We start from the raw sequence: 23,751 nt of genomic DNA on the forward strand, positions 1-23,751 counted from the left end.
GCACTCCGGCACAGGGGGAAACACCCTGATGCCTGGCCCGCTACTTGCATTTATGCTCTTGCTTCCCATCATCCAACCATTGTCCCGGAGAAACCATGAAGTTCAAATTTGGAATGCTCGCTGCCGCATTGGCCCTTGGCACCGCTGCCCACGCCCAGACAAAATGGGACCTCCCGGCCGCCTACCCGGCCACCAACTTCCATTCGGTCAACCTCGCCACATTCGCGAGCGACGTGGCCAAGGCCACCGACGGAAAACTCACCATCACCGTGCATCCAGGGGCCTCTCTCTTCAAGGCGCCCGAAATCAAGCGCGCGGTGCAAGGTGGCCAGGCGCAGGCAGGTGAAATCCTGCTGGCCAACTTCCAGAACGAATGGCAGATGTTTGGCGCAGACGGCCTGCCCTTCCTCGCCACCAGCTACGCCGAATCGAAGAAGCTCTACGAGGCGCAAAAGCCCATGCTGGAAAAAAAGCTGGGTGAACAAGGCATGCAGTTGCTGTACACCGTGCCATGGCCACCGCAGGGTATCTACAGCAAGAACCCGGTGGCCAGTGCCGCCGACCTCAAGGGCAGCAAGTGGCGCGCCTACAGCCCGGCCACTTCACGCATTGCCGAACTGGTGGGTGCGCAGCCGGTCACCGTGCAGGCGGCTGAACTCTCACAGGCCCTGGCCACAGGCGCCGTTGAAACCAACATGACCTCTGGCGCCACCGGTGTGGACAGCAAATTCTACGAGCACCTGAAGTTCTACTACGACGTACAGGCCTGGCTGCCCAAGAACGCCGTCATCGTCAACAAGCGCGCCTTTGACGCGCTTGACAAGCCCACCCAGGACGCCTTGCTCAAGGCCGCCGCAGAAGCCGAAACGCGCGGGTGGGCCGCGTCCCAGAAAGTCAACACCGACACACTCGCCGTGCTCAAGGCGAACGGCATGTCGGTGGAGCCACCTTCTGCCACGCTCAAGTCCGACATGATGAAGGTGGGCGACACCATGCTCAAGGAATGGCTGGAGAAAGCCGGGCCTGAAGGCCAGGCCATGCTCGACGCGTATAGAAAGTAACACCCCCGCAGCGCTTCGCGCTACCCCCTCAAGGGGGCGACACCAGAGGCCCGGCAGAGCCGGTTCCTCGGTGTCTCTGGAACAAGGCACTTCGCGCCGGCAGCGCTTCTGCTCATGCCGACCCGCTATGCGCCACTTCCCCTTCCAATCCGTTCCACCCTCACGGTGTGAAGCCCACTCATGCGAAAACTCCTCGATGCGCTCTACCTTGGCTCGGCCTGGCTGGCTGCGCTGTTCATGATCGGTGTGCTGGTCATGGTGCTGCTGTCCATCTTCGGTCGCCTGTTGCATTTCTATGTCCCGGGAACCGACGCATACGCCGGCTATGCCATGGCCGGTGCCGGATTTCTTGCTCTGGCACACACGCTCAAAAGCGGTGAGCACATCCGCGTGACACTCATCATCGGCAAGCTCACAGGGGCCGCACGTCGTGGACTGGAGATGTGGTCGCTGTCGGTTGCTGTATTGCTGGCCGCTCTGCTCGCGCTGTATTCATGGCGGCTGGCGTGGCAATCGCACCAGTTTCACGACATCTCCACATCCGCCGACGCCACACCGCTGTGGATTCCGCAGATTCTCATGGGCGTGGGCACCACCGTACTGTTGATCGCATTCATTGACGAGTGGATGCTGGAGCTGCAACGCCGCCGCACCCCGGCGACTGAGGAGCGCGGTCATGAGTGACATGGTCATCACCACGCTGCTGATCGTGTCGCTGTTCGCTCTGCTGGGCAGCGGTGTCTGGATCGGACTCACACTTGCGGGCGTGGCATGGATCGGCATGGAGCTGTTTTCGTCTCGCCCGGCGGGCGATGCGATGGCCATCACCATCTGGGGCTCTGCCAGCAGCTGGACATTGACCGCACTGCCCTTGTTCGTGTGGATGGGTGAGATCCTGTTTCGCACCAAGCTGTCGGAGAGCATGTTCAAGGGCCTTGCACCCTGGGTCAATGCCTTGCCTGGCAGGCTGCTGCACACCAACATCCTGGGTTGCACCATCTTCGCAGCCGTCTCGGGATCATCGGCCGCCACCTGCGCCACGATCGGCAAGATGAGCATTCCGGAACTCAGCCAGCGCGGCTACCCGGCCGACAAGATCGTCGGCTCGCTCGGTGGTGCCAGCACGCTGGGGCTGCTCATTCCTCCCTCGATCATCATGATCGTCTACGGTGTGGCGGCCGAGGTGTCGATTGCGAAGCTGTTCATGGCCGGTGTCCTGCCTGGCCTGATGCTGGGAGCCCTCTTCAGTGGTTACCTCATGGTGTGGGCCTTGCTCAATCCATCGCAGGTGCCGCGATCCGACGGCCAAGTCTCGTTCATCGAAAAGCTGCGGGAATCGCGCCACCTCCTGCCGGTGATCCTGCTGATCGGGGGTGTGATTGGCGCCATCTACAGCGGTGTGGCCACGGCCACAGAAGCCGCCGCTGTGGGCGTGGTGGGTGCGCTGATTCTTTCAGCCGCTCAAGGGTCGCTGAGCGCCAGCACGTTTCGCGCGTCGCTGCTGGGTGCCACGCGTCTTTACTGCATGATCGCGCTCATCCTCTCCGGTGCAGCCTTTCTCACCCTGGCCATGGGCTACATCGGTCTGCCTAGACACTTGGCGGAATTCGTCACCGGCATGAACCTCTCGCCCGTGGTGCTCATCATGGCGCTGGCCTTGTTCTACATGCTGCTGGGTTGTTTCCTGGATGGCATTTCCATGATCGTGCTGACCATGGGTGTGATCCTGCCCACCGTCACCGCCGCCGGCATCGACCTGATCTGGTTCGGGGTTTTCGTGGTCATCGTGGTGGAAATGGCGCAGATCACGCCCCCGGTCGGTTTCAACCTGTTCGTGCTGCAAGGCATGACAAAGCGCGAAATCACCTGGATCGCCCGCGTGACCATGCCCTACTTTTTCCTGATGGTGCTGGCACTGGCGCTGCTGTGGTGGTTCCCGCAGATTGCGACCTGGTTGCCCGGACGCATGTGAACCACGATCGAAATGTCAACCCTCAATAACGCGAGAAGTCTTCCTTGAAAAGTAGCCGATAGACGCCTTCGCCATCCGTGGAAACAGCCAGCCCGTCCTCCAACTGTACAAATTCACGCAGACGCATGTCCACCTGCAACTGTTCGATCGAAACCACCCGATCCTGACCATCAATCAGCGCGATCAACAAAGATGTGCCTCGCAACGTGGTGATCAACACACACTGAAACGGCGCATATCTGCTGGCCAGGGGCTCCGGACACGCAGCAATGTCGCTGGGCGCCAAAGAAGGTACGAAGGAAAACAAAGCGGGTTCGAACAGCGCCGGATCCCCAGCGGTGGGGTAGGGTTGTCCGCTGTAGCGGGAACCGAGGCTGTAAAGAGGCCAACCGTAGTTTTTGTCAGGCTGGATCCGGTTGATCTTGTCGCCGCCTTTGGGGCCATGGTCAACCGCATAGATCTTGTCGCCCATCCGCACCATGCCCTGAGGGTTCCGGTGACCTCGGGAATGGATCTCAAACGCACTCTTTTCTGCGACGACCCCCTGCAGTCGCGCCTTGTCAAAACGAAGGATTTTTCCGTAAGGCGAGCTCGGGTCCTGAGCCAGATTGGAAATGGTCTGCTCGTCGGACGCGGGAGAGCCCAGCGACATCAGGATGCCATCATCCTCCACCACATGGGCGCCACCAAGACTGTTGAAGTCGACAAAATCGTTGTTGGGAATGCAGGGTGATCGAAACAGCTCGGCGCGTTGATCAAAGTTGATCAGTGCTGCGAAGAAGCATTCATCGGCCTTCATTGACACCAGTCCGATCAAACTCCCTTCATAGGACATCACCTGCTTGAGGCCACCTCCGTGTACGGTGGTGGGCTCTGCGTCTGGCAAAAACTCCGACACGCGGTAACGCTTCCAAAGATCGAACACATGCAACTGCTCGAACTTTTGCAGCATGCCGTCACCATTTCTGACGAAACCGGCGGTTTTCTCCGTGTTGCCCAGTGTTGTCAGCATGACCAAGTGCACCTCAAAGTCATTGCTCTGGACAATGGTTTCCTTGCCCTCCTCGATGTCGGATTCCTTGCGCAAACGGAAGGCGCCCACGAGCATTCGCCACTCGTGGGAGAGGTAGGCGCGGGCATCGCGGGTCAGGTAGTAAGCCTTGTCGCGCTTGACGACAGAACGCTGCCCAAGCCCAAATGCCCCCACCACCACAACGAGAAACAGCATCGCGGCGAGCCATCGCCTATCCAACACCCTCATTGAGAATCCCCCGTTGACATGTCCTCAGCACGGCCGGCCAGTTCCCTCCGCCGCGGGGGATGTTACCACCCGTGTGGCGCATCCGCTCGCCCATGTCAAAGCCAAGAAAGCAGCATGACTGCCGCTAAACTTGTCCGATTGCATTCCAAGATCCACCCCGACCTTGATGCCTCGAACGCGATGCCGCACGATGCTTGAATACCTCGAGTCCATGACACCAACATCAAACGGCGCCACACACAAATCAAATGTTCAAGAACCTCACGATTTACCGAATGCAGCCCGGCTGGGCTCTCACCCTCGACGCCATGGAAGCGGCACTCGATGCCAGTCGATTTGTACCCTGCGGCGCCACGCAGGACAAGGCGATGGGCTGGGTCGAGCCTCGCGGTGAAGCGCACGGACCGCTGGTGGAATCGGTGGCGGGCCAGCGCATCCTCAAGCTGAAGATCGAAACCAAGGGTGTGCCCGGTTCGGTGGTGCGCGAAAAGGCCCAGGAAGCGGCGGACCACATCGAAGCCAGCACCGGCCGCAAGCCCGGCAAGAAAGAAACCAAGGCTTTGCGCGAAGACGCCTTGCTGGCCCTGTTGCCACAAGCCTTTGCACGACAGATGACCGTGTGGGTGTGGATCGACCTGCAAAACGGCTGGCTGGTCACCGACGCCAGCAGCCAGGGCAAGCTCGACGAAGTGGTGACGGCGCTGGTGCGGGCCTTTGACGGCCTGGCCATCACCTTGCTGCAAACCCAGGTCACGCCACAAACCGCCATGACGCGGTGGCTGTCGGCCACCTCCGCCGACCCTGATGAAGGCGCCGTGCCCGGCGGCTTCGCCATCGAGCGCGAATGCGAACTCAAGTCGGGCGATGAAGAGAAGTCTGTGGTGAAGTTCACCCGGCACAACCTCGCCACCGACGAGGTGCGCAAACACATCGTCGAAGGTAAGCTGCCCACCCGCCTGGCACTGAGCTGGGAAGGCCGCATTGGGTTCGTGCTCACCGAGTCGCTGCAGCTCAAGAAACTGGTCTTTCTCGAAGGCGTGTTCGACGACCGATCTGACGACGGCGAAAGCGGATTCGACACCGACGTGGCGCTTTCCACGGGCGAGCTGCAGAAGCTGATTCCCGAGCTGATCGAGGCATTGGGCGGGGAAATGGCATTTGATGCCGCCGCCACGGCAGGGGCCGTCGACACCGCGAGCGCCGCCACCCCCACCACGTCCCTGCCTGAGCCAGTCACCGCCGACGATGAAGGCCCGCCATTCTGATTCTCCCGCCCGATCGTACTGAGGCCGCCATGGCCCCTCCGCGACACGTCAACCATCGTTCGTTGAACCCATTGCAAACGGAACTCGAGGCTCGACCCCCATGAATTCCCTGCCCAGCGTGCTCGCCATCTGCCTGGGTGCCAGCGTCGGTGCCCTCGCGCGCTGGCGGCTGGGGCTCTGGCTCAGCCAAGGTACCGTGCTGCTGCCTTGGGGCACCCTGGCGGCGAACTGGATCGGTGCCTACGGGGTGGGTCTTGCGGTGGTGTTCTTTCAGACCCAGACCCAGATCGACCCGGTCTGGCGCCTGGCCATCGTCACCGGCTTGCTGGGGGCACTGACCACGTTTTCCACCTTTTCAGTGGAAATCGTGACCATGCTGCAGCAGGGCCGCTGGCTGGTGGCCTGCACCACAGCCAGCCTGCACCTGTTCGGCTCGCTGCTGCTCACCTGGGCCGGCATGCGCAGCGCCAGCGCATGGTTCTCCGGCAGCTGAGCTCCAGGCTTCGCAGCGCACCGTCGGAACACCCTCAGCCTGACGCCACAAAGTCCCTGAACCGGCTCGATGACCGGATGGCGCATTCAAGCGCGCCCGAGACTTTCGAAGTTGAACGCGGGCCAGACAAGCATTTGCCGCACCGAAGCACCTCAAAGTGAGGTGAAAAGCACGCCTGCATTTCAGTCCCGGTGCGCGCTCACCCAGCACCTGCAACGGTGCAACTTCTTGGGGGTCGGTTCTGTCAGCGGGCGTTCTCATGATGCATGGAAACCAGAAGCAGGTCGGCAGTCAGATACAGGCCCCACCCATTGACAAATGTCAAGACTGCCCCGGGGTGTTGCGGCCTATATTAATAAACCCCCACGGGTATGCAGAGCGAACCCTATTTCAGGCACTTCCGGCAACAGGAGACAACCCATGCCCAGCAATTCCAGGCTTTCTCGCACGCTTCAGGCCACCGCTCCAGACCGCAGACGGTTTCTGACACAGATGGCCTCCCTGCCTGTGGCTGCCGGCATGCTGTCGGCGGTGACCCAGCCTGCTCAAGCTGCGGCTGGTCGAAGCTCCGTGAAAACCAGCGCGCGCATCGTGATTGCGGGCGGCGGTGCTGCGGGGCTGACCGCCGCTTCCCACCTGGCCGCCGCCCTCACAGGCGCGCAGATCACCGTGGTGGATGCCAAAGCGCAGCACCACTACCAGCCTGGCTTCACACTGGTCGCAGCGGGCATCAAACCGCAGAGCTATGTGGTGTCGGACACCCGGGACTACCTTCCGAAGGGTGTGGATTGGATCAACGAGACGGTGGCAGAAATCGACCCCGAAGGCAACAAGGTCGTGACCGCCAGCGGCAAGGTACTTCCCTACGACTATCTGATCGTCGCCACCGGGCTGGAACTGAACTATGCCGCCATCGAGGGCATGGAGACCGCACGCATTGGTGAAGACGGTCTGGGCAGCATCTACCACAGCCCGCAGGCAGCATCTTCGACCTGGGCTGCGATGTCGCGCTTTGCCGATACCGGCGGTGTGGGCCTGTTCGGCCGCCCGGCCGGCGAAATGAAATGCGCTGGCGCGCCCCTGAAATACACCTTTATCACCGACGACCACCTGCGCCGCCGGAACCAGCGCAGCAAAGCGGAACTGATCTACATGGCGCAGAGCAAGTCCTTGTTCGGCGTGCCGATCGTGGCCGAAAAGGTGCGCATGCTGTTCCAGGATCGGGGGGTCAAGGTGCAGCACGAGCACGTGATGCAGTCCATCGACCTGGGGCGGCGCATCGCTACATACAGGACACCGGGCGGTACCGCCGAGCAGTCCTACGACTTCATCAATGTGGTACCGCCCATGCGCGCGCCCGACGTGGTGCGCAACAGCCCCCTGCCCTGGACCGAAGGCCCATTCGCCACCGATGGCTGGATGGAGGTGGACCGCAACACTTTGCGCCACAAGCGCTTTGCCAATGTTTTCGGTGTGGGTGACATCGCCGGTGTTCCCAAAGGCAAGACGGCCGCCAGTGTGAAATGGCAGGTGCCGGTGGCCGTGGCACACCTGATCGGTGACATCACCGGCCAGCCCTCCAGAGAAACCTACAACGGCTACACCTCCTGCCCCTTGATCACCCGACTGGGTCAGGCGATGCTGATTGAATTCGACTATCAGGACAACCTTGTGCCATCGTTCCCCGGCGTGATTGCGCCGCTGGAGGAACTCTGGATCAGCTGGGTGATGAAGACCATGGCCCTGAAACCCACCTACCTCAGCATGTTGCGCGGCCGCGCCTGACCCTTCTGGAGAACGATCATGAAAGAACTTGACCCTTTGGTTTTCCTGTCGGTGTTTCAAGAAATGCTGGGCTTATGGCTGTGGCTGATGCTGATTGCTGGCGCCTTGTGCGCAGTGGCTTTCCTTGCCTTGCTGTTGCGTGAACGCCAACTGGTGCCACGGCGCCTGATTCACGCCGAACTGCTTGGACTTCTCGGTGGCGGCGTGGCGCTTTTTATCATGGCCAAGGTCTCATCGTCGGGCTTCACCGATGCTGGTGGCCCTGCCGACTGGTTCCTGATTGTGCTGGTCTACGGGGCAGGCCTGGTGGCAACGGTCGTGCTGGCTTACACGGCGATGGGCTGGCTGTCGCCGCGCAAACGCACCACGTAAATCGCCATCGCCCAAACAAAAGGCTCCAGAAGGAGCCTTTTGTATTTCACAGAGCACGACCGCCGCTGGCGGCGCGTCAATGCAGGCTCAAGCGGCCTTGGAAGCCTTCTTGGCAATGTCGGTCGCTTGCTTGGAAGCCGTCTCGAAATTGGCCTGGGCGGTGGCAGAGGCCTTCTTGATGGTGGCCTGAGCAGACTCGATCGCCTTCTGGCTGTTGCTCAATGCGCTCTGGAAAGCGGCCATGGCGGCTTCGGAGCCCGCAGGTGCGTTCTTCACCATCTGGTCCACGGAGGCACCAATCGCCTTCTGTGCATCAGCCATCTGGGCTTCGATCTGCTGGGTGAATTCGGCGCCGCCTTCGGTGGCGATGCTTTGCACGTGCTGGAAGTAAGCAGCCGACTTCTCAGCCATGGGCTGGAAGAAGGCTGTTTGCACAGACATGAATTCCTGTGGCGACTTGACCGACATCACGGCTTGCGCAAAGCTGAAGGACTCACCCATGGCAGCTTTGGAAGCAGCCATGTTGAGTTCGACCAGCTTTTCGACGCCGGTGTAGGCCTTCTTGGCGGCGCTTTCCAAGGCTTCCAGATTGGCTTTGTTGGTGGCGATGATCTGTTCGGTTGGGTTGTTCATTTCGGTTTCCTTGAAGTGGGGTGACTGAGGAGCCGCCAGCGGAACAGAAATCGCATCATCGATTCATGTTGCAGTGCAGCATGACGCCGATTTTACGGAGAATTTGTTCAAGAGCAAGTGTTTTTGCTGCGATGCAGCAAATCTAGAGACATATCACCAATCCAGGGCATATCCTGTTCCGGGTCTGAAAAACTCCAACGGGCAGGCGCAGCACGGAATTGCCATCACCGATATGCATCTGAATACTGGAGCGGCAGGGGTCACCCTCAGCGGTCCCGGTACCAGCCTCACCGAGGCTGCACTTCCTTCCCGCCCGCCATCGTTCAGCGCCTGGCCTTGCGCGCCATCGCCCGCCGCACCTGACGGCTTTGCGAGACCTGCGCACTGGCCGTCTTGCTTGCCTGCTTGCGCTTGTGCCGAGCGCCCGTGATCGCGCGAGCCACAGCAAAGGCGATGGCGGCACTGACCAACGCCACCAGCACACCGAAGAGGTTGATATCCATCACTCCACGCGGGTGATCCGGTTGGGCTTGAAGCCCAGGTCAGCCGCCTTGCCTTTGCGGGCGCGTGCGGCGCGAGCATTGTTGAGACTCCGGATCTCCAGTGTCTCGTCACGGTCCTTCCCGCCCCGGCCAATGCCTTCGATCTTCACGCTGCGGGTGTAGGCCGCAGCACCGGCCAGCGTGTCCTTGGCTTCGAGGTCGATCAGCATCAGACCGCGACCTCCTTTCTCCATGGACTTGAGCTCACCGATCTCAAAAGTGAGGATGCGACCACCGGTGGATGCGCAGGCCACGTGCGTGGCGGGTAGCAGTGTCTGGCTGCCACTGGTGTTTGCCACATGCGAGGGTGCACAGATGGTTTCGCCTTCGCCCACACTGATGAAGGCCTTGCCGGCTCGCTGGCGCGATATCAGGCTCTCCACATTGGCCAGAAAGCCATAGCCCCCGGTGCCACTGAGCAGCAGCGTGGCGTTGGCCGGTCCGGCGAAGTAGTGCAGCGGCTGGGTACCGCTTTCGAGTTCGATGAGCGTGGTGATGGGCTGGCCATCTCCACGGGCGCCGGGCAGGCTGGCCACTGGCACGCTGTAGACACGGCCGTTGCTGCCAAAGACGATGAGGGTGTCCACCGTGCGGCATTCAAATGTGCCGTACAGGCCGTCGCCTGCCTTGAAAGCGAAGCTGGCGGCCTCATGGCCGTGGCCGGTGCGCGCGCGCACCCAGCCCTTGCTGGAGATGACCACCGTGACCGGCTCGTCCACCACCTTGATCTCCGCAATGGCCTTTTTCTCAGCCTGGATCAAGGTGCGGCGAGGGTCCGCAAAAGTCTTGGCGTCGGACTCGATCTCCTTGACCATCAGGCGCTTCAGGCTGGCCGGGTTGCCGAGAATGTCTTCCAGCTTGCCCTGCTCCTCGCGCAGTTCTTTGAGCTCCTGCTCGATCTTGATGGCTTCCAGCCTCGCCAGTTGGCGCAAACGGATTTCCAGAATGTCTTCGGCCTGTCGCTCGCTGAGCTTGAAGGCTTCGATCAGCGCGGGCTTGGGCTCGTCGCTGTGGCGAATGATGCGTATCACCTCGTCGATGTTGAGCAGTACCAGCTGCCGCCCTTCGAGGATGTGGATGCGGTCGAGCACCTTGCCCAGGCGGTGCTGCGTGCGGCGGATGATGGTGGACTGGCGGAACTCGATCCATTCGCTCAGCATCAGCCGCAGGCTTTTCTGAGTCGGACGGCCATCCAGACCGATCATGGTCAGGTTGATGGGGGCTGAGCTTTCCAGGCTGGTGTGGGCCAGCAGTGTGGTGATGAGTTCCTGCTGCTCGATGCGGCTGCTCTTGGGTTCGAACACCAGGCGCACGGGCGCGTCCTTGCTCGACTCGTCACGCACCACGTCCAGCACCATGAGCATGCTGGCCTTGAGCTGGGTCTGGTCCTGACTCAGCGCTTTCTTGCCAGCCTTGACCTTGGGGTTCGTGATTTCTTCGATCTCTTCGAGAACACGCTGCGTGCTCACGCCAGGTGGCAGTTCGTTCACCACCAGTTGCCACTGGCCACGCGCCAGATCTTCGATCTTCCAGCGCGCACGCACCTTGAGGCTGCCGCGGCCGGTGCGGTAGGCGTCGGCGATGTCGCTGGCCGGGCTGATGATCTGGCCACCTCCGGGGTAGTCCGGGCCGGGAATGATCGCAGCCAGATCTTCGTCACTGAGCTTGGGCGACTTGATCAGCGCCACGCAGGCGTCGGCCACCTCACGCAGGTTGTGGCTGGGAATTTCGGTGGCCAGCCCCACAGCGATGCCGCTGGCGCCGTTAAGCAGATTGAACGGCAGGCGAGCAGGCAGTTGTCTCGGCTCCTGGAACGAGCCGTCGTAGGTGGGAATGAAGTCGACCGTTCCCTGGTCGATCTCGTCCAGCAGCAGGCCTGTGATCTTGGCCAGGCGTGCTTCGGTGTAGCGCATGGCAGCGGCGCCATCACCGTCCCGGCTGCCGAAATTGCCCTGGCCATCGATCAGCGGGTAACGCTGTGAAAAGTCCTGTGCCATGCGCACCAGGGCGTCGTAGGCCGCGCTGTCACCATGCGGGTGGTACTTGCCCAGCACGTCGCCCACCACGCGGGCGCTCTTGACCGGCTTGGCGGCGGTGTTCCCGCTGAAGCCCAGACCCATGCGGTCCATGGCGTAGAGGATGCGCCGCTGCACCGGCTTCTGGCCGTCGCACACATCGGGCAAGGCACGGCCCTTCACCACCGACAGCGCGTATTCCAGATAGGCGCGCTGGGCGTAGGTGGCCAGGTTGTCTTCTCCGGGCGCGTCGGCCGGTCGGAGATCGAGTTCAGGTGTGTCGTTCATCAGTGTTCAGGCATTTTTTTGGTTCGGGTGCCGCGCTTCACGTGTATTGTCCAGAAACACCGCCGGGTTGGCTTTGCCAGACGGCTGGTGTTGCCCCCTGGAGGGGGTGACGCGCAGCGGCGCGGGGGTGGCTCTAGACATCCACCTCGACCGAGTCGCCATGCAGCTCCATCAGCTCGCGTCGTGAGGCGGCTTCACCCTTGCCCATGAGCTTGGTGATGAGCGCCTCGGTGCTCGCGAAGTCCATGGAGCCGAGTTGCACCGGCATGAGACGGCGCGTGTCGGGGTTGAGTGTGGTGTCCCAAAGCTGCTCGGCGTTCATTTCGCCAAGCCCTTTGAAGCGGCTCACCTGGCATTTGTCAGCCGGCACCCCGTCCTTGGCGCACTTGTCCAGGATGGCGTGCAGTTCGCCTTCATCGAGCGCGTACTGCTTGCTCGCGGGCTTCTTGCCGCGCGCGGGTACATCCACCCTGAACAGCGGCGGACGCGCCACGTACACATTACCGGCCTCGATGAGCTTGGGAAAGTGGCGGAAAAACAGGGTCAGCAGCAGCACCTGGATGTGTGAGCCGTCCACGTCGGCGTCCGACAGGATGCATACCTTGCCGTAACGCAGGCCGCTGAGGTCGGTGGTGTCGTTCGGCCCGTGCGGGTCCACACCAATGGCCACGGCGATGTCGTGGATCTCGTTGTTTGCGAACAGGCGGTCGCGTTCCACCTCCCAGGTGTTGAGCACCTTGCCACGCAGTGGCAGCACCGCCTGGCATTCCTTGTCGCGCCCCATCTTGGCGCTGCCACCGGCGGAGTCCCCCTCCACCAGGAACACCTCGTTGTGCGCCAGGTCGCGGCTTTCGCAGTCGGTGAGCTTGCCTGGCAACACGGCCACGCCGGAGCCCTTGCGCTTCTCGACCTTCTGCCCCGCCTTCTGGCGGAACTGGGCGGCCTTGATGGCCAGTTCCGCGAGCTTCTTTCCATAGTCCACATGCTGGTTGAGCCAGAGTTCCAGCGAAGGACGCACAAAACTGGACACCAGGCGCACCGCGTCGCGTGAGTTCAAACGCTCCTTGATCTGGCCCTGAAACTGCGGGTCCAGCACCTTGGCTGAGAGGACATAAGAGGCACGGGCGAACACGTCTTCCGGCAACAGCTTCACCCCCTTGGGCAACAGCGCGTGCAACTCGATAAAGCTCTTCACCGCCTGAAACAGACCATCGCGCAAACCGCTTTCGTGCGTGCCACCGGCACTGGTGGGAATCAGGTTGACGTAGCTCTCGCGCACCGGCTGACCGTCTTCTGTGAAGGCCACACACCAGGTGGCGCCCTCGCCTTCGGCGAAGTTGTCGTCCTTCGCATCGGCAAAGCCCTCGCCCTCGAACAGCGGAATCACGGGTTCGCCATGAAGCGTTTGCTGCAGGTAGTCGCGCAGCCCGCCCTTGTAGAGCCAGCTCTGTGCATCCTTGGTCTTTTCGTTCACCAGCGTCACCGAAACCCCGGGCATGAGCACGGCCTTGCTGCGCAGCAGGTGGGTGAGTTCACTCATGGGCAGCGCGGCGGTTTCGAAATACTTGGCGTCCGGCCAGGCGCGCACGGTCGTGCCCTGCTTGCGGTCACCCTCGCCTTTGGAGGTCATGACCAGTGGCTCAACCACGTCGCCACCAGAAAACGCCAGGCGCGCCACCTGCCCTTCGCGGTAGCTCGTGACTTCCAGGCGGGTGGACAAGGCGTTCGTCACGCTCACACCCACACCATGGAGGCCGCCGGAGAAGCTGTACGCACCGCCCTTGCCCTTGTCGAACTTGCCACCGGCGTGCAGGCGGGTGAACACGAGCTCGACCACCGGCGCGTTTTCTTCCGGGTGCAGGCCAAAGGGAATGCCTCGACCATCATCTTCCACGCTGACCGACCCATCGGTGTGCAGCGTGACCTTGATTTTTTTGCCGTGCCCGGCCAACGCCTCGTCGGCCGCGTTGTCCAGCACTTCCTGAATGATGTGCAGCGGGTTGTCGGTGCGGGTGTACATGCCCGGGCGCTGTTTGACCGGCTCCAGTCCTTTGAGAACGCGAATGGAGCCTTCGGAATAGTCTGAGAGAGGTTTGCTTGCCATGGGGGCGGATTGTAAGCGCCGAACCCTCAAAATACTGTACAAAATCACATGTCTGCAAGCTGACGCGTCTCGCTGATGCAACTTGCGCATCAATGCCTCCGCCAAATGTCAGTGCAGGCCCACCCGTGCGACAAGCGCGCGCCCCCGCAATTCGCTAAAGTCGCCGGATGCCTTCGACGTCCATATCCACCCCCAGCCAGTCCGCACCCCACCTGAGCATGTGGCAGGTGCTCGCGTGCGGGGCAGCCATCGTGACACTGTCCATGGGCATTCGCCACGGCTTCGGGCTTTGGCTGCAACCCATCACCATGGCCCAGGGCTGGACCCGCGAAACGTTCTCCTTCGCCATGGCCATCCAGAACCTCTCGTGGGGCGCCTTCGGCATCTTCGCCGGCATGGCCGCCGACCGGTTCGGCGCCTTCCGGGTGCTGCTGGTGGGCGCCGTGCTGTACGCCGCTGGGCTGGTGGGCATGGCGTTGTCCACATCTTCGATCGCTTTTGCCATGACCACCGGTGTGTTGATTGGTGCTGCGCAAGCCGGCACGACCTATGCGGTCATTTATGGCGTGATCGGGCGTCAGATACCGGCCGAAAAACGCTCGTGGGCCATGGGCGTGGCCGCTGCGGCCGGCTCCTTTGGCCAGTTCCTGATGGTGCCGGTGGAAGGCTGGCTGATCAGCAGCTTCGGCTGGCAGGAAGCGCTGCTGTTCCTGGGCGCGGCGGTGCTGCTCATCATGCCGCTGGCCCTGGGCCTGCGCGAGCCGGGCTTTGCCGGCGGCGGTGCCCCGGTGCGCGACCAGAGCATCATGAGCGCGCTGCGCGAAGCGCTTCGTTACCGCAGCTTCCAGTTGCTCATGGCGGGTTACTTCGTCTGCGGCTTTCAGGTGGTTTTCATCGGCGTGCACATGCCCAGCTACCTCAAGGACAACGGCCTGTCGCCCCAGGTCGCGAGCTACGCGCTGGCGCTGATCGGCCTGTTCAACGTGATCGGCACTTATGCGGCAGGCGCCCTGGGACAGCGACTGGCCAAGCGCCACATCCTGGCATTCATCTACTTCGCCCGCGCCGTGGTGATCACGATCTTCCTGATCGCGCCGCTCACGCCCATGAGCGTGTATGTGTTCGCCAGTGTCATGGGCCTGCTCTGGCTCTCCACCATTCCGCCCACCAATGCCGTGGTGGCGCAGATCTTCGGCGTGGCGCACCTGTCGATGCTGGGCGGCTTTGTCTTCTTCAGCCATCAGATTGGGAGCTTCCTGGGTGTGTGGCTGGGCGGTGTGCTCTACGACCGCACCGGTAGCTACGACGTGGTCTGGTACATCGCCATCGTGCTCGGCGTGTTTGCGGCATTGATCAACCTGCCGGTGCGCGAATCGCCGATTGCCCGTGGCCCGCAGCGTGTGGGAGCGCCGGCATGACCGTCACCCGGCTCATGATCTGGGCGACCATTGCGCTGGCCCTTCTGGGTACGCTCATGCTCTACAACCAGCCAGGATTTCTGGTGAACCTGGCCGACCAGTTCTGGAGCTGTTTCTAGGTATGGAACACCCCCTGCGTCGCCTTCGGCGCCTCCCCCCTGAAAGGGGGGCGACACCAGAGGCCCGTCCTGAGCTTGTCGAAGGGCGGTTCCTCGGTGTCCCTGGACAGACTCCTATCATGCGCAACGGTTTGCGCCCCGGCACCATGGAACACAGACATGCATAACAACGAAACGCCCTCGCACTGGGTCCAGCGCTGGACGCATCTGATTCCACCCGGTGGGTCGGTGCTGGATGTGGCCTGTGGCCATGGCAGGCACATGCGATGGCTGGCAGACGCGGGCCACCGCGTCACGGGCGTGGACCGCTCGCCTGAGGCCATTGCCGCGGTCCAACCGCTGGGCCGCGCGGTGCAGGCCGACATTGAAAATGGGGCGTGGCCGTTCGCGGGAGAACGGTTCGACGCAGTGGTGGTCACCAACTACCTGTGGCGTCCGCTGCTGTCCACCTTGCTGGAAAGCGTGGCTCCGGGGGGGGTGTTGATTTACGAAACCTTCGCGGCCGGCAATGAAACGGTGGGAAAGCCTTCTCGCCCCGACTTCCTGCTTCAGCCTGGTGAATTGCTTCAGGTCTGCCAGCTCATGCACGTGGTTGCATTTGAAGACGGGTTCTGCGACCAGCCAGCGCGCTTCGTTCAACGCATCACGGCGGTACGAAAACCGACCGAACCGCCCGCCCTGCCCGCACGCCATCCCCTGACGGCCACTGGGTAGAATGCATCATCTTCGTGCCCGCAAGTCGCCGATCAAACGTGGTCTGGCCCGCAGGACACGCATTCTTTGAGCAACTGGCTTATGAACACCATCACCGGCAGCACCGTTGCCCTGGTCACACCCATGCTGGAAGACGGCAGTGTGGACTACCCCACCCTGCGCGAACTGATCGACTGGCACATTGCCGAAGGCACCGACTGCATCGGCGTGGTCGGCACCACCGGAGAGTCGCCCACGGTGACCGTGGAAGAGCATTGCGAAATCATCCGCGTTTCCGTCGAACAGGCCGCCAAGCGCGTGCCCATCATGGCGGGCTGCGGCGCCAACTCCACGGCCGAAGCCATCGAACTGGCCCGGTTTGCCCAGGGCGTGGGCGCTGACTGCCAACTGCAGGTGGTGCCCTATTACAACAAGCCCACCCAGGAAGGTCAGTATCAGCATTTCAAGGCCATCGCAGAGGCGACGGGTGACCTGCCCATCGTGCTCTACAACGTGCCCGGTCGCAGCGTGGCCGACATGTCGGTCGACACCACCCTGCGCCTGGCTCTGATTGATGGCATCGTCGGCATCAAGGACGCCACCGGCAACATCGAACGGGCGCAATGGCTCATTCGCGAAGCGCCTGAGGGGTTCGCCATCTACTCCGGCGACGATCCAACTGCGGTGGCGCTCATGTTGTGCGGCGGCAAAGGCAATATCAGCGTGACGGCCAATATAGCGCCACGCCTGATGCACGAGCTGTGCGTGGCGGCCATGTCCGGCGACGTCCGGCGTGCCATGGACATCCAGTTTCGCCTGATGCCCGTGCACAAGCACCTGTTCATTGAACCCAACCCGATTCCCCTCAAGTGGGCGATGGCACGCATGGGCTTGTGTGGCCCGGCCATGCGACTGCCCCTCACCCCAATGGCCGCCGCCCACGAATCCGTCGTGGAAGGTGCCTTGCAGGACAGCGGCCTGATCGCCTGAACCTCTGCGACCTGTCAGACTCCTACCTGCCACCCCCCGAACAACCAGAGTCCTTTCATGCTCCCATTGAACGCGTCCAAGCTATTTTCTCGCGCCCAGGTGGTCACCTGTGCCGCTCCCCTGCGCTTCACCATGATTGCGATCACCGCGGCTGCCCTGCTCGGCGGGTGTACCGTGCTTCAGGAAGACAAGATCGACTACAAGAGCGCCCAACGCGGCAGCACACTGGAAATCCCCCCCGATCTGACCCAGCTCAATCGGGACAACCGTTTTGCTGTGCCGGGCGCGACGGTGACTGCCAGCGGTTTTGAAGCGGGGCAACCTGCTCAGCCTGGCGGCAGCACAGCCGCGACCACCGTCGGCGATGTGCGCATCGAGCGCGCAGGCAGCCAACGCTGGCTGGTGGTGGATCGCCCTGCCGATGCGCTCTGGGAGCCGGTGCGGTCGTTCTGGCAAGAGAGCGGCTTTGTGCTGGAGCTCGATCAGGAAGCGCTCGGCATCATGGAAACCGACTGGGCGGAAAACCGCGCCAAGCTGCCGCAGGATTTCATCCGGCGCGCGCTGGGACGGGTACTCGACGCGGTCTACTCCACTGCAGAGCGCGACCGTTTCCGCACGCGTCTGGAACGCACACCTTCGGGAGGTACGGAAATCTACATCAGCCACCGCGGCATGATCGAGGTCTACACCACGACACAGAAGGAAGAAACCCGCTGGCAACCCCGACCAGCCGACGTTGAGCTGGAAACCGAGTTCCTGCGTCGCCTGATGGTTCGACTGGGTGTGAGCGAAGCGCAATCCCAGGCCATTGCAGCCACAGCCCCGTCAGTCGCTGCTGCGCGCCTGACCACGGTGAACAATGTGCCTGTGATGCAATTTGAAGATGGCTTTGACCGCGGCTGGCGCCGGGTGGGTTTGGCGCTGGACCGTACCGGTTTTACCGTCGAGGATCGCAATCGCAGTCAGGGGATTTACTTCGTCCGGTATGTCGAACCCAGAGCCGCCTCGGGCCAGCCAGGTCTGATCGGTCGCATGTTTGGCGCTTCGAGAAATGAAGCGACGCCAGTGCGTTACCGCGTTGCGGTGGTCAGCACCAATAACATCACTTCTGTGTCGGTGTTGTCTTCCGAGGGCCAGCCAGACAACTCCGAAAATGCTCAGCGCATCCTCAAGCTTCTGGCAGACGACCTCAAGTAAAGCGCTCTCTGCGTCCAGACAAATGCCGCCCTCGGGCGGCATTTTTCATGGGGTTGGTACCGTACCAGTGCACGGCTGCTGGTTTTCATGAAGCAAGCTCCCTTGTGGAAATGGTTTGCCATCGCACCCATTAACGCAACAACGAAGAAGATGAAAAACGACGGAAAGGGATGCAGCGAACCTTCGCTCCAATACGCAGCACAGCGAGTTACAAGCCCAGCGTGCTCGCCGGAAAAGAAGGTGCCGCCTTGTGCCACTCTGCTTCGAGACGCTCTCCCAAGGCGACGCGCCGTGCCGGCTCGAACGTGGCCACCACCACGTTGTGTTTCAAGTCCAGCCGCTCCATGGTCCATTCCGGGGTCCAGATGGCGCTCATCACTTCGCCTCCTGAGCTTCTGCCTGTGGCACGAGCCTCCACCAGGTGCGACCAGGCCACGCGCCACTGGACGAACCGGGGGTGCTTTTGGCGAAGCGGGGCAAAGTCTTGCGCGAGCAGATGCAGGGACCGCCCGCTGGCGGACCATGCCTGGATCGAATCAATCACTGATCGCTCACCAAGTGGCCAATCGGAAAAATCCTGATCGCACCACACCATCTTCACCCATCCGCGACTGGCCGCGGTGGCGATGGCCTGTCGCACCAGGTCGATGAATGCATTGCGCCCCAGCAAGCGCCCTTCCGGCAGGGAGATGGGGTTCGGAGACGGGTCAGCAGTGGTTTCCATGGACAAACCTCATATTCATAAGAGCTGATCTCACCAGCCCTGATCTGCGCAAGGGACTGAATCAGCCTGGTTCATTCAGCTTTAGCCAGCCTGCCTCAAACCAGTCCTGAAGCAAGGCCAGCGCAGCTCCGCTCGCCTTGCCCACATCACGGGCGACCAGACACCGCTGATTGGCCAAACGGCGCATGAGGCGTGCATCTGCACCTCCTGCCAGAAACCCCTCACCATTGATGAACACATGACGATCGTCGTACATCATGCGGGTACGACGGTCCAGGCGCAAGGCCCCGATTGACCAAACTCCTTCTGGCTGATCAAACCAGACGCGCGGCTTGGGCTCCGTCATGACTTCACCCAACGCACACGCGAGTGTCTGGCGTTGCGCCAGCAAGCGTTGCAGGCCATCAGCGGCAAATGCCTCCAGTGCCGGCGGCAAAGCCGCAGGTGTGGAAGTGGCAGGCTGACTCCGATCGGCATAGAGTGTGGCGTCTTCAAACTCATCAGCCATGCGCTGCAGAAGCTCTCCCGCGAGACCGCCGCGTTGTGGGGCCCTGAACCCGATCGAATAGGTCATGCAGTCCCCGCCCTCAGCCACACCGTCATGGGCCCAACGAGGTGGCAGGTAGAGCATGTCACCCGGGTTCAACAGGTGTTCTTCCTCGGCCTCGAACCGACTCAGTATTTTCAATGGCACACCCGGCGCCAGCGAAAGGTCCTTTTGTCGACCGATGCGCCAGCGGCGCTGCCCGCTGACCTGCAGCAGGAACACGTCGTAGCTGTCAAAGTGAGGTCCAACGCCTCCCCCATCACTGGCCCAGGAGATCATCAAGTCGTCCAGGCGCGCGTCGGGCACAAAACGGAACCGCTGGAGCAGGTCGTGGGCTGCGTCCAGGTGGGTGTCAACGCCCTGGACCAGCAGCGTCCAGCCCTTTCTCTTCAGTGGCGGCAATGCCCGTGTTGAAAAGGGACCGTGTCTGAGCGTCCAGCCTGGCTCTTTGTGTTCAATCAGTCGCGACTCCACGGCGTCGTCCGCAGCCATCGAAAACAACGCCTTGCGACTCAGCAAGGGGACAAAGTCGGGCAGCGCGTTGCGAATCAGCAGCGGTTTCTTCTGCCAATGGCGTTGCATGAAACGGGCTGGAGAAAGCCCGCCCAGCAAGGCGACTGGCTCGTGAGGCAATGGGATGGATGGGCTGGTGGCTCGGGCGGGTGTCATGGGACAATTGTCGGATGAAAATTTCTGAACAATGCGTGGTCGCGTTGACCTGGACGCTCAAGGACACATTGGGTGAAGAACTCGACACGCTCGACGATCCGGTCGAGTTCCTGGTGGGCGGAACCGACCTGCTCGACAAGATTGAAAACGCGTTGCGAGGCCACGTCGCTGGCGACACGATCGATCTGCATCTGGAACCTCAGAACGCATTCGGCGACTATGACGACCGACTGCTGTTTCTGGAGCCCCGCCACCTGTTTCCTGAACAGATCGAAGAAGGCATGGGGTTCGAAGGTCTGCCGGAAGGCGGCAATCCTGCAGCGCCGAAGGATCGACTGTACTTCGTGAGCGACATCTACCCCGATCACGTGGTGCTCGATGGCAACCACCCTCTGGCCGGCATTGCCTTGCGTATCAAGATGAAAGTGCATGCTGTTCGCGAGGCCACTTTGAACGAAATCGGCCTCGGAACCCTGGGCACGGGCTTCTTCCGCATGCAGGTCGATTCCAGCAACCCGGCGGTGGGAGACGAAGACACTCCACCAGGATCCCACACGCTTCATTGAAGCCAGTCACAACGCTGCCGCACCGCCGACCACGACGCCAGCCAGTTGTCTGGGACGAAGCCCATGGCAGGCCACGAGGCTCATCGCCCTGCGAGGTCGGCTTTCTATCCCCGTCCTGTTGAACCGTAGCCCCCAGAGCCGCGCAAGCTGGCTTCTGCAAAGTCCTCAACCAAACGAAAGTTCGGTTGCACCACAGGCACGATCACCATTTGTGCAATGCGCTCCATGGGTTCGATCGTGAAAGGCACATCGCTGCGATTCCACGCGCTGACCATGAGTTGGCCCTGGTAATCGCTGTCGATGAGACCCACCAGATTGCCCAGCACGATACCGTGCTTGTGACCCAACCCCGATCGCGGCAGGATCATGGCCGCGAAACCCGGATCGGCCAGATGAATGGCCAATCCGGTGGGGATGAGTTGCCAGGCGTTGGGGGCCAGCGTCAGTGGCTCATCCAGGCAAGCCCTGAGATCAAGCCCCGCGCTACCCGGCGTGGCGTAGCTGGGCAGTTGATCCGACATGCGCGGATCCATCACTTTGACATCGACTTGCATGTTGGAAACGACTTGCTTGTTGGGCGGGATCGGATGACTGTATTCAGCCTACTTGAGTGCGTCTTCCAACGCCTTGGCCGGATCGACCTCCTCGGCATCCCGCCTCGGGCCAAATCCCTCCATGCTCGGAGGCTTGTCGTTGTCGTCGCCAAACGGATCATCCAGCCCTGGCATGTTGAGCAGCATGTCACGCACCGACGACTCGTCGACCACGATCGGCTTGCTGAGACTGCCCGTCACCAGGGTGGGGTTGAAGAGAATGACAGCCACCATGATGATCTGCAGCGCAATGAATGCAATCGAGCCCTGGTAGATCTGGCCCGTGGTCACCGCCTTGATGCGCTTGCCGGTCACCACATCATCGTAGTCGTTGCGGGCGGCCACGCTGCGCAAATAGAACAGCGCAAAGCCGAACGGAGGCGTCAGGAAAGAAGTCTGCAGGTTCATGGCGATCAACACCCCGAACCAGATCAGGTTCACGTCGAGCTTTTGTGCCACCGGCACCAGCAGCGGAATCACGATGAAGGCGATTTCAAAGAAGTCGATGAAGAAGCCCAGCACGAACACCAGCAGGTTCACGAACAGCAGGAAGCCCAACTGTCCACCGGGCAACTTGTCGAAAAGATGCTCGACCCAGATGTGTCCATCGGCTGCGTTGAACGTGAAACTGAAAACGGTGGATCCGATCAGGATGAACATCACGAAGATGGCCAGCTTGGTCGAATTTTCCAGGGCCTGCTGCAGCAGCTTGAAACTCAGTGTGCGGCGCACGCCTGCCATCACGATGGCGCCAATGGCCCCCATGGCACCGCCCTCGGTGGGCGTGGCAATGCCCAGAAAGATGGTGCCGAGCACCAGGAAAATGAGCACCAGAGGCGGAATCAGCACAAAGGTGACGCGCTCGGTCAGACGGGACAGCAGCCCGATCCGGAACACCTTGTTCACCACAGCCAGCCCGAACGCCACGAAGGTGCCGATGGTGAACGAGAGAATGAACGTCTCGTCGCTTGGCGCCGGACTCGAACGCCCCATCCACGGATTCAGGACGGATTCGTGAATCTGCGCCCAGAACAAGGCCGCTCCCACCGAAATCGCCATCAGTATCAGCAGCGAGCGATGGCCGCTGCTTCCATTCGGCTGGTTGTAAATGCGCGCTTCGGGCGGAAGGGCTGGCACCCATTTGGGGCGCACGATCGCGACCGCCACAATGAACAGCAGGTACAGGCTCACCAGCATCAGGCCAGGGATCAGGGCGCCGGAATACATGTCGCCAACCGACCGGCCCAGCTGGTCTGCAAGAACAATCAGCACCAGCGAAGGCGGCAGGGCTTGCGCCAGCGTACCGGAAGCGGTGATCGTGCCCGTGGCGATGGCGCGGTTGTAGCCATAGCGCAGCATGATGGGCATGGCGATCAGGCCCATGGAGATCACGGAGGCAGCCACCACGCCAGTGGTCGCAGCCAGCAACGCACCTACGAGGACCACAGCAATGCCCACCCCGCCACGCAGGGGGCCAAAGACCTGCCCCACGGTCTCCAGTAAGTCTTCAGCCATCCGGCTGCGCTCCAGGATGATGCCCATCAGCGTGAAGAAGGGAATGGCGAGCAGCGTGTCGTTCTGCATGATGCCGAACACGCGCAGCGGCAGCGCCTGAAACAGGTTGGCTGGAAACAGACCGATCTCCATGCCGATCAGGCCGAAGAAAAGGCCCGTGGCTGCGAGCGAAAACGCGACCGGAAACCCGGCCAGCAAAAAGACGATCAAGCCCCCAAACATCAGGGGCACAAAGTTGTTCGAAAGTATTTCGCTCATGACTGGGCTCCGGCCTTGCGGGCCTTTTCCTGGGCTTCAATTTCCTTGGCCAGCAACTCGGTCTCACTCGGGCCGCTGTGGTCGAGCACGTCTGGACCATGTCCGGTGAGAAAGGCAATGCGTTTGATGAGTTCGGATATGCCCTGCACGAACAGGAGCGCGAAGCCCAGCGGGATCATCCCGTAGACAGGCCAGCGGATGAGACCACCCGAGTTGGAGGACATTTCGCCCGATATCCAGGCGCGCTCGAACAACGGCCAGCCCAGGGTGACCATGAAATAGCACAGGGGCAAAAGGAACACGATGATGCCTGCCACATCGATCCAGTTGCGCGTGCGGGGACTCAGCCGGCTGGAGATGAAGTCGATTCGCACATGCGCATTGCGAAGGAACGCGTAGCCCCCACCCAGCATGAAGACAGCAGCGAACAGGTACCACTGGATTTCCAGCCACGCGTTCGAACTGATGCTGAACGACTTTCTGATGACCGCGTTGCCGGCACTGATCAGGGTCGCGGCAAGAATGAGCCACATGACCACTTTTCCGATCAGGCTGCTGATACCGTCTATGAAGCGAGAGAGTTTGAGCAGTAGAGACATGGGATGTACCCGCAACAAGGGGCTGGACAGAAAACGGACCCAGTCTAGTGGGAGTCTGGCCCGACACCTGAT

At 61.6% G+C, this 23,751-nt stretch carries 23 protein-coding genes; 13 read left to right on the plus strand and 10 right to left on the minus strand.

Annotated features, from left to right (window positions below; all coding sequences use genetic code 11):
- Positions 1 to 95: 95 nt before the first annotated feature.
- The 3 genes from Q7V46_RS09725 to Q7V46_RS09735 all read left to right on the plus strand — a co-directional run bounded on the left by Q7V46_RS09725 (position 96) and on the right by Q7V46_RS09735 (position 3,033).
- The gene (locus Q7V46_RS09725) at positions 96 to 1,061 is read left to right on the plus strand and encodes a TRAP transporter substrate-binding protein (RefSeq protein WP_304913322.1); all 966 of its coding nucleotides are present in this window, start codon (positions 96 to 98) and stop codon (positions 1,059 to 1,061) included.
- 180 nt (positions 1,062 to 1,241) lie between these two features.
- Positions 1,242 to 1,745 carry a TRAP transporter small permease gene (locus tag Q7V46_RS09730; protein ID WP_304913323.1) on the plus strand — a complete coding sequence of 168 codons (504 nt, stop codon included), beginning with the start codon at positions 1,242 to 1,244 and terminating at the stop codon, positions 1,743 to 1,745.
- On the plus strand, positions 1,738 to 3,033 hold the full coding sequence (locus Q7V46_RS09735) for a TRAP transporter large permease (protein ID WP_304913324.1): 1,296 nt from the start codon (positions 1,738 to 1,740) through the stop codon (positions 3,031 to 3,033). The genes Q7V46_RS09730 and Q7V46_RS09735 overlap by 8 nt, the downstream gene beginning before the upstream one ends.
- Positions 3,034 to 3,055: 22 nt before the next feature.
- Here the strand turns inward: Q7V46_RS09735 and Q7V46_RS09740 are convergent, their stop codons facing one another.
- Entirely contained in the window at positions 3,056 to 4,261 is a 1,206-nt protein-coding gene (locus Q7V46_RS09740; RefSeq protein WP_304913325.1) for a PQQ-dependent sugar dehydrogenase, read from the minus strand.
- Between the two features lie 281 nt (positions 4,262 to 4,542).
- On the opposite strand from Q7V46_RS09740, the gene Q7V46_RS09745 reads away from it, so the two are divergent.
- The 4 genes from Q7V46_RS09745 to Q7V46_RS09760 all read left to right on the plus strand — a co-directional run bounded on the left by Q7V46_RS09745 (position 4,543) and on the right by Q7V46_RS09760 (position 8,209).
- The gene (locus tag Q7V46_RS09745; RefSeq protein ID WP_304913326.1) at positions 4,543 to 5,559 is read left to right on the plus strand and encodes a recombination-associated protein RdgC; all 1,017 of its coding nucleotides are present in this window, start codon (positions 4,543 to 4,545) and stop codon (positions 5,557 to 5,559) included.
- 100 nt (positions 5,560 to 5,659) lie between these two features.
- Entirely contained in the window at positions 5,660 to 6,052 is a 393-nt protein-coding gene (gene crcB / locus Q7V46_RS09750) for a fluoride efflux transporter CrcB (protein ID WP_370690314.1), read from the plus strand.
- 420 nt (positions 6,053 to 6,472) lie between these two features.
- Positions 6,473 to 7,837: an NAD(P)/FAD-dependent oxidoreductase gene (locus Q7V46_RS09755; RefSeq protein WP_304913327.1), complete on the plus strand. Its 1,365-nt coding sequence runs from the start codon at positions 6,473 to 6,475 to the stop codon at positions 7,835 to 7,837.
- Positions 7,838 to 7,855: 18 nt separating this feature from the next.
- Positions 7,856 to 8,209 (plus strand): DUF5368 domain-containing protein, encoded by a 354-nt coding sequence (locus Q7V46_RS09760; protein ID WP_304913328.1) that lies wholly within the window; start codon positions 7,856 to 7,858, stop codon positions 8,207 to 8,209.
- Positions 8,210 to 8,296: 87 nt separating this feature from the next.
- Here Q7V46_RS09760 and Q7V46_RS09765 read toward each other — a convergent pair whose 3' ends face one another.
- From Q7V46_RS09765 to Q7V46_RS09780, 4 genes are all read right to left on the minus strand, one after another.
- Positions 8,297 to 8,842 (minus strand): phasin family protein, encoded by a 546-nt coding sequence (locus tag Q7V46_RS09765; RefSeq protein WP_304913329.1) that lies wholly within the window; start codon positions 8,840 to 8,842, stop codon positions 8,297 to 8,299.
- A gap of 323 nt (positions 8,843 to 9,165) precedes the next feature.
- Entirely contained in the window at positions 9,166 to 9,345 is a 180-nt protein-coding gene (locus tag Q7V46_RS09770; protein WP_304913330.1) for a hypothetical protein, read from the minus strand.
- A complete protein-coding gene (gene parC, locus Q7V46_RS09775) occupies positions 9,345 to 11,687 on the minus strand; it encodes a DNA topoisomerase IV subunit A (protein WP_304913331.1) in 2,343 nt (780 codons plus the stop codon). The genes Q7V46_RS09770 and parC overlap by 1 nt, the downstream gene beginning before the upstream one ends.
- A 133-nt stretch (positions 11,688 to 11,820) precedes the next feature.
- The gene (locus Q7V46_RS09780; protein WP_304913332.1) at positions 11,821 to 13,791 is read right to left on the minus strand and encodes a DNA topoisomerase IV subunit B; all 1,971 of its coding nucleotides are present in this window, start codon (positions 13,789 to 13,791) and stop codon (positions 11,821 to 11,823) included.
- A 167-nt stretch (positions 13,792 to 13,958) separates the two neighbouring features.
- Here Q7V46_RS09780 and Q7V46_RS09785 point away from each other — a divergent pair, with 167 nt between their 5' ends.
- The 5 genes from Q7V46_RS09785 to bamC all read left to right on the plus strand — a co-directional run bounded on the left by Q7V46_RS09785 (position 13,959) and on the right by bamC (position 18,208).
- Positions 13,959 to 15,209, plus strand: a complete 1,251-nt coding sequence (locus Q7V46_RS09785; protein ID WP_304913333.1) for an MFS transporter — start codon at positions 13,959 to 13,961, stop codon at positions 15,207 to 15,209.
- Entirely contained in the window at positions 15,206 to 15,328 is a 123-nt protein-coding gene (locus tag Q7V46_RS09790; RefSeq protein WP_304913334.1) for a hypothetical protein, read from the plus strand. Before Q7V46_RS09785 ends, Q7V46_RS09790 begins: the two co-directional genes overlap by 4 nt.
- A gap of 159 nt (positions 15,329 to 15,487) precedes the next feature.
- Positions 15,488 to 16,042: a bifunctional 2-polyprenyl-6-hydroxyphenol methylase/3-demethylubiquinol 3-O-methyltransferase UbiG gene (locus tag Q7V46_RS09795; protein ID WP_304913335.1), complete on the plus strand. Its 555-nt coding sequence runs from the start codon at positions 15,488 to 15,490 to the stop codon at positions 16,040 to 16,042.
- An 81-nt stretch (positions 16,043 to 16,123) separates the two neighbouring features.
- The gene (dapA, locus tag Q7V46_RS09800; protein ID WP_304913336.1) at positions 16,124 to 17,011 is read left to right on the plus strand and encodes a 4-hydroxy-tetrahydrodipicolinate synthase; all 888 of its coding nucleotides are present in this window, start codon (positions 16,124 to 16,126) and stop codon (positions 17,009 to 17,011) included.
- A gap of 132 nt (positions 17,012 to 17,143) precedes the next feature.
- The gene (gene bamC, locus Q7V46_RS09805; RefSeq protein ID WP_304913409.1) at positions 17,144 to 18,208 is read left to right on the plus strand and encodes an outer membrane protein assembly factor BamC; all 1,065 of its coding nucleotides are present in this window, start codon (positions 17,144 to 17,146) and stop codon (positions 18,206 to 18,208) included.
- Positions 18,209 to 18,416: 208 nt separating this feature from the next.
- Here bamC and Q7V46_RS09810 read toward each other — a convergent pair whose 3' ends face one another.
- Entirely contained in the window at positions 18,417 to 18,932 is a 516-nt protein-coding gene (locus Q7V46_RS09810; RefSeq protein ID WP_304913337.1) for a hypothetical protein, read from the minus strand.
- Positions 18,933 to 18,993: 61 nt separating this feature from the next.
- The gene (locus tag Q7V46_RS09815) at positions 18,994 to 20,148 is read right to left on the minus strand and encodes a JmjC domain-containing protein (RefSeq protein ID WP_304913338.1); all 1,155 of its coding nucleotides are present in this window, start codon (positions 20,146 to 20,148) and stop codon (positions 18,994 to 18,996) included.
- Positions 20,149 to 20,162: 14 nt separating this feature from the next.
- On the opposite strand from Q7V46_RS09815, the gene Q7V46_RS09820 reads away from it, so the two are divergent.
- The gene (locus Q7V46_RS09820) at positions 20,163 to 20,714 is read left to right on the plus strand and encodes a peptidylprolyl isomerase (RefSeq protein WP_304913339.1); all 552 of its coding nucleotides are present in this window, start codon (positions 20,163 to 20,165) and stop codon (positions 20,712 to 20,714) included.
- 104 nt (positions 20,715 to 20,818) lie between these two features.
- Here Q7V46_RS09820 and dut read toward each other — a convergent pair whose 3' ends face one another.
- From dut to Q7V46_RS09835, 3 genes are read right to left on the minus strand one after another with little or no spacing between them, the layout of a single operon-like run.
- Positions 20,819 to 21,268 (minus strand): dUTP diphosphatase, encoded by a 450-nt coding sequence (gene dut, locus Q7V46_RS09825; RefSeq protein WP_304913340.1) that lies wholly within the window; start codon positions 21,266 to 21,268, stop codon positions 20,819 to 20,821.
- Positions 21,269 to 21,316: 48 nt separating this feature from the next.
- Positions 21,317 to 23,080 carry a TRAP transporter large permease subunit gene (locus Q7V46_RS09830; protein WP_304913341.1) on the minus strand — a complete coding sequence of 588 codons (1,764 nt, stop codon included), beginning with the start codon at positions 23,078 to 23,080 and terminating at the stop codon, positions 21,317 to 21,319.
- Positions 23,077 to 23,679: a TRAP transporter small permease subunit gene (locus Q7V46_RS09835; protein ID WP_304913342.1), complete on the minus strand. Its 603-nt coding sequence runs from the start codon at positions 23,677 to 23,679 to the stop codon at positions 23,077 to 23,079. The genes Q7V46_RS09830 and Q7V46_RS09835 overlap by 4 nt, the downstream gene beginning before the upstream one ends.
- Positions 23,680 to 23,751: the final 72 nt, after the last annotated feature.

The organism is Hydrogenophaga sp. (genome assembly GCF_030651625.1).
Classification (GTDB): domain Bacteria; phylum Pseudomonadota; class Gammaproteobacteria; order Burkholderiales; family Burkholderiaceae_C; genus Hydrogenophaga.

Excerpts from the sequence above, each read along its gene's own strand:
- Q7V46_RS09725 (WP_304913322.1), top strand. The coding sequence starts at position 96 with ATGAAGTTCAAATTTGGAATGCTCGCTGCCGCATTGGCCCTTGGCACC.
- Q7V46_RS09730 (WP_304913323.1), top strand. The coding sequence starts at position 1,242 with ATGCGAAAACTCCTCGATGCGCTCTACCTTGGCTCGGCCTGGCTGGCT.
- Q7V46_RS09735 (WP_304913324.1), top strand. The coding sequence starts at position 1,738 with ATGAGTGACATGGTCATCACCACGCTGCTGATCGTGTCGCTGTTCGCT.
- Q7V46_RS09740 (WP_304913325.1), bottom strand. The coding sequence starts at position 4,261 with ATGCTGTTTCTCGTTGTGGTGGTGGGGGCATTTGGGCTTGGGCAGCGT.
- Q7V46_RS09745 (WP_304913326.1), top strand. The coding sequence starts at position 4,543 with ATGTTCAAGAACCTCACGATTTACCGAATGCAGCCCGGCTGGGCTCTC.
- crcB (WP_370690314.1), top strand. The coding sequence starts at position 5,660 with ATGAATTCCCTGCCCAGCGTGCTCGCCATCTGCCTGGGTGCCAGCGTC.
- Q7V46_RS09755 (WP_304913327.1), top strand. The coding sequence starts at position 6,473 with ATGCCCAGCAATTCCAGGCTTTCTCGCACGCTTCAGGCCACCGCTCCA.
- Q7V46_RS09760 (WP_304913328.1), top strand. The coding sequence starts at position 7,856 with ATGAAAGAACTTGACCCTTTGGTTTTCCTGTCGGTGTTTCAAGAAATG.
- Q7V46_RS09765 (WP_304913329.1), bottom strand. The coding sequence starts at position 8,842 with ATGAACAACCCAACCGAACAGATCATCGCCACCAACAAAGCCAATCTG.
- Q7V46_RS09770 (WP_304913330.1), bottom strand. The coding sequence starts at position 9,345 with ATGGATATCAACCTCTTCGGTGTGCTGGTGGCGTTGGTCAGTGCCGCC.
- parC (WP_304913331.1), bottom strand. The coding sequence starts at position 11,687 with ATGAACGACACACCTGAACTCGATCTCCGACCGGCCGACGCGCCCGGA.
- Q7V46_RS09780 (WP_304913332.1), bottom strand. The coding sequence starts at position 13,791 with ATGGCAAGCAAACCTCTCTCAGACTATTCCGAAGGCTCCATTCGCGTT.
- Q7V46_RS09785 (WP_304913333.1), top strand. The coding sequence starts at position 13,959 with ATGCCTTCGACGTCCATATCCACCCCCAGCCAGTCCGCACCCCACCTG.
- Q7V46_RS09790 (WP_304913334.1), top strand. The coding sequence starts at position 15,206 with ATGACCGTCACCCGGCTCATGATCTGGGCGACCATTGCGCTGGCCCTT.
- Q7V46_RS09795 (WP_304913335.1), top strand. The coding sequence starts at position 15,488 with ATGCATAACAACGAAACGCCCTCGCACTGGGTCCAGCGCTGGACGCAT.
- dapA (WP_304913336.1), top strand. The coding sequence starts at position 16,124 with ATGAACACCATCACCGGCAGCACCGTTGCCCTGGTCACACCCATGCTG.
- bamC (WP_304913409.1), top strand. The coding sequence starts at position 17,144 with ATGATTGCGATCACCGCGGCTGCCCTGCTCGGCGGGTGTACCGTGCTT.
- Q7V46_RS09810 (WP_304913337.1), bottom strand. The coding sequence starts at position 18,932 with ATGGAAACCACTGCTGACCCGTCTCCGAACCCCATCTCCCTGCCGGAA.
- Q7V46_RS09815 (WP_304913338.1), bottom strand. The coding sequence starts at position 20,148 with ATGACACCCGCCCGAGCCACCAGCCCATCCATCCCATTGCCTCACGAG.
- Q7V46_RS09820 (WP_304913339.1), top strand. The coding sequence starts at position 20,163 with ATGAAAATTTCTGAACAATGCGTGGTCGCGTTGACCTGGACGCTCAAG.
- dut (WP_304913340.1), bottom strand. The coding sequence starts at position 21,268 with ATGCAAGTCGATGTCAAAGTGATGGATCCGCGCATGTCGGATCAACTG.
- Q7V46_RS09830 (WP_304913341.1), bottom strand. The coding sequence starts at position 23,080 with ATGAGCGAAATACTTTCGAACAACTTTGTGCCCCTGATGTTTGGGGGC.
- Q7V46_RS09835 (WP_304913342.1), bottom strand. The coding sequence starts at position 23,679 with ATGTCTCTACTGCTCAAACTCTCTCGCTTCATAGACGGTATCAGCAGC.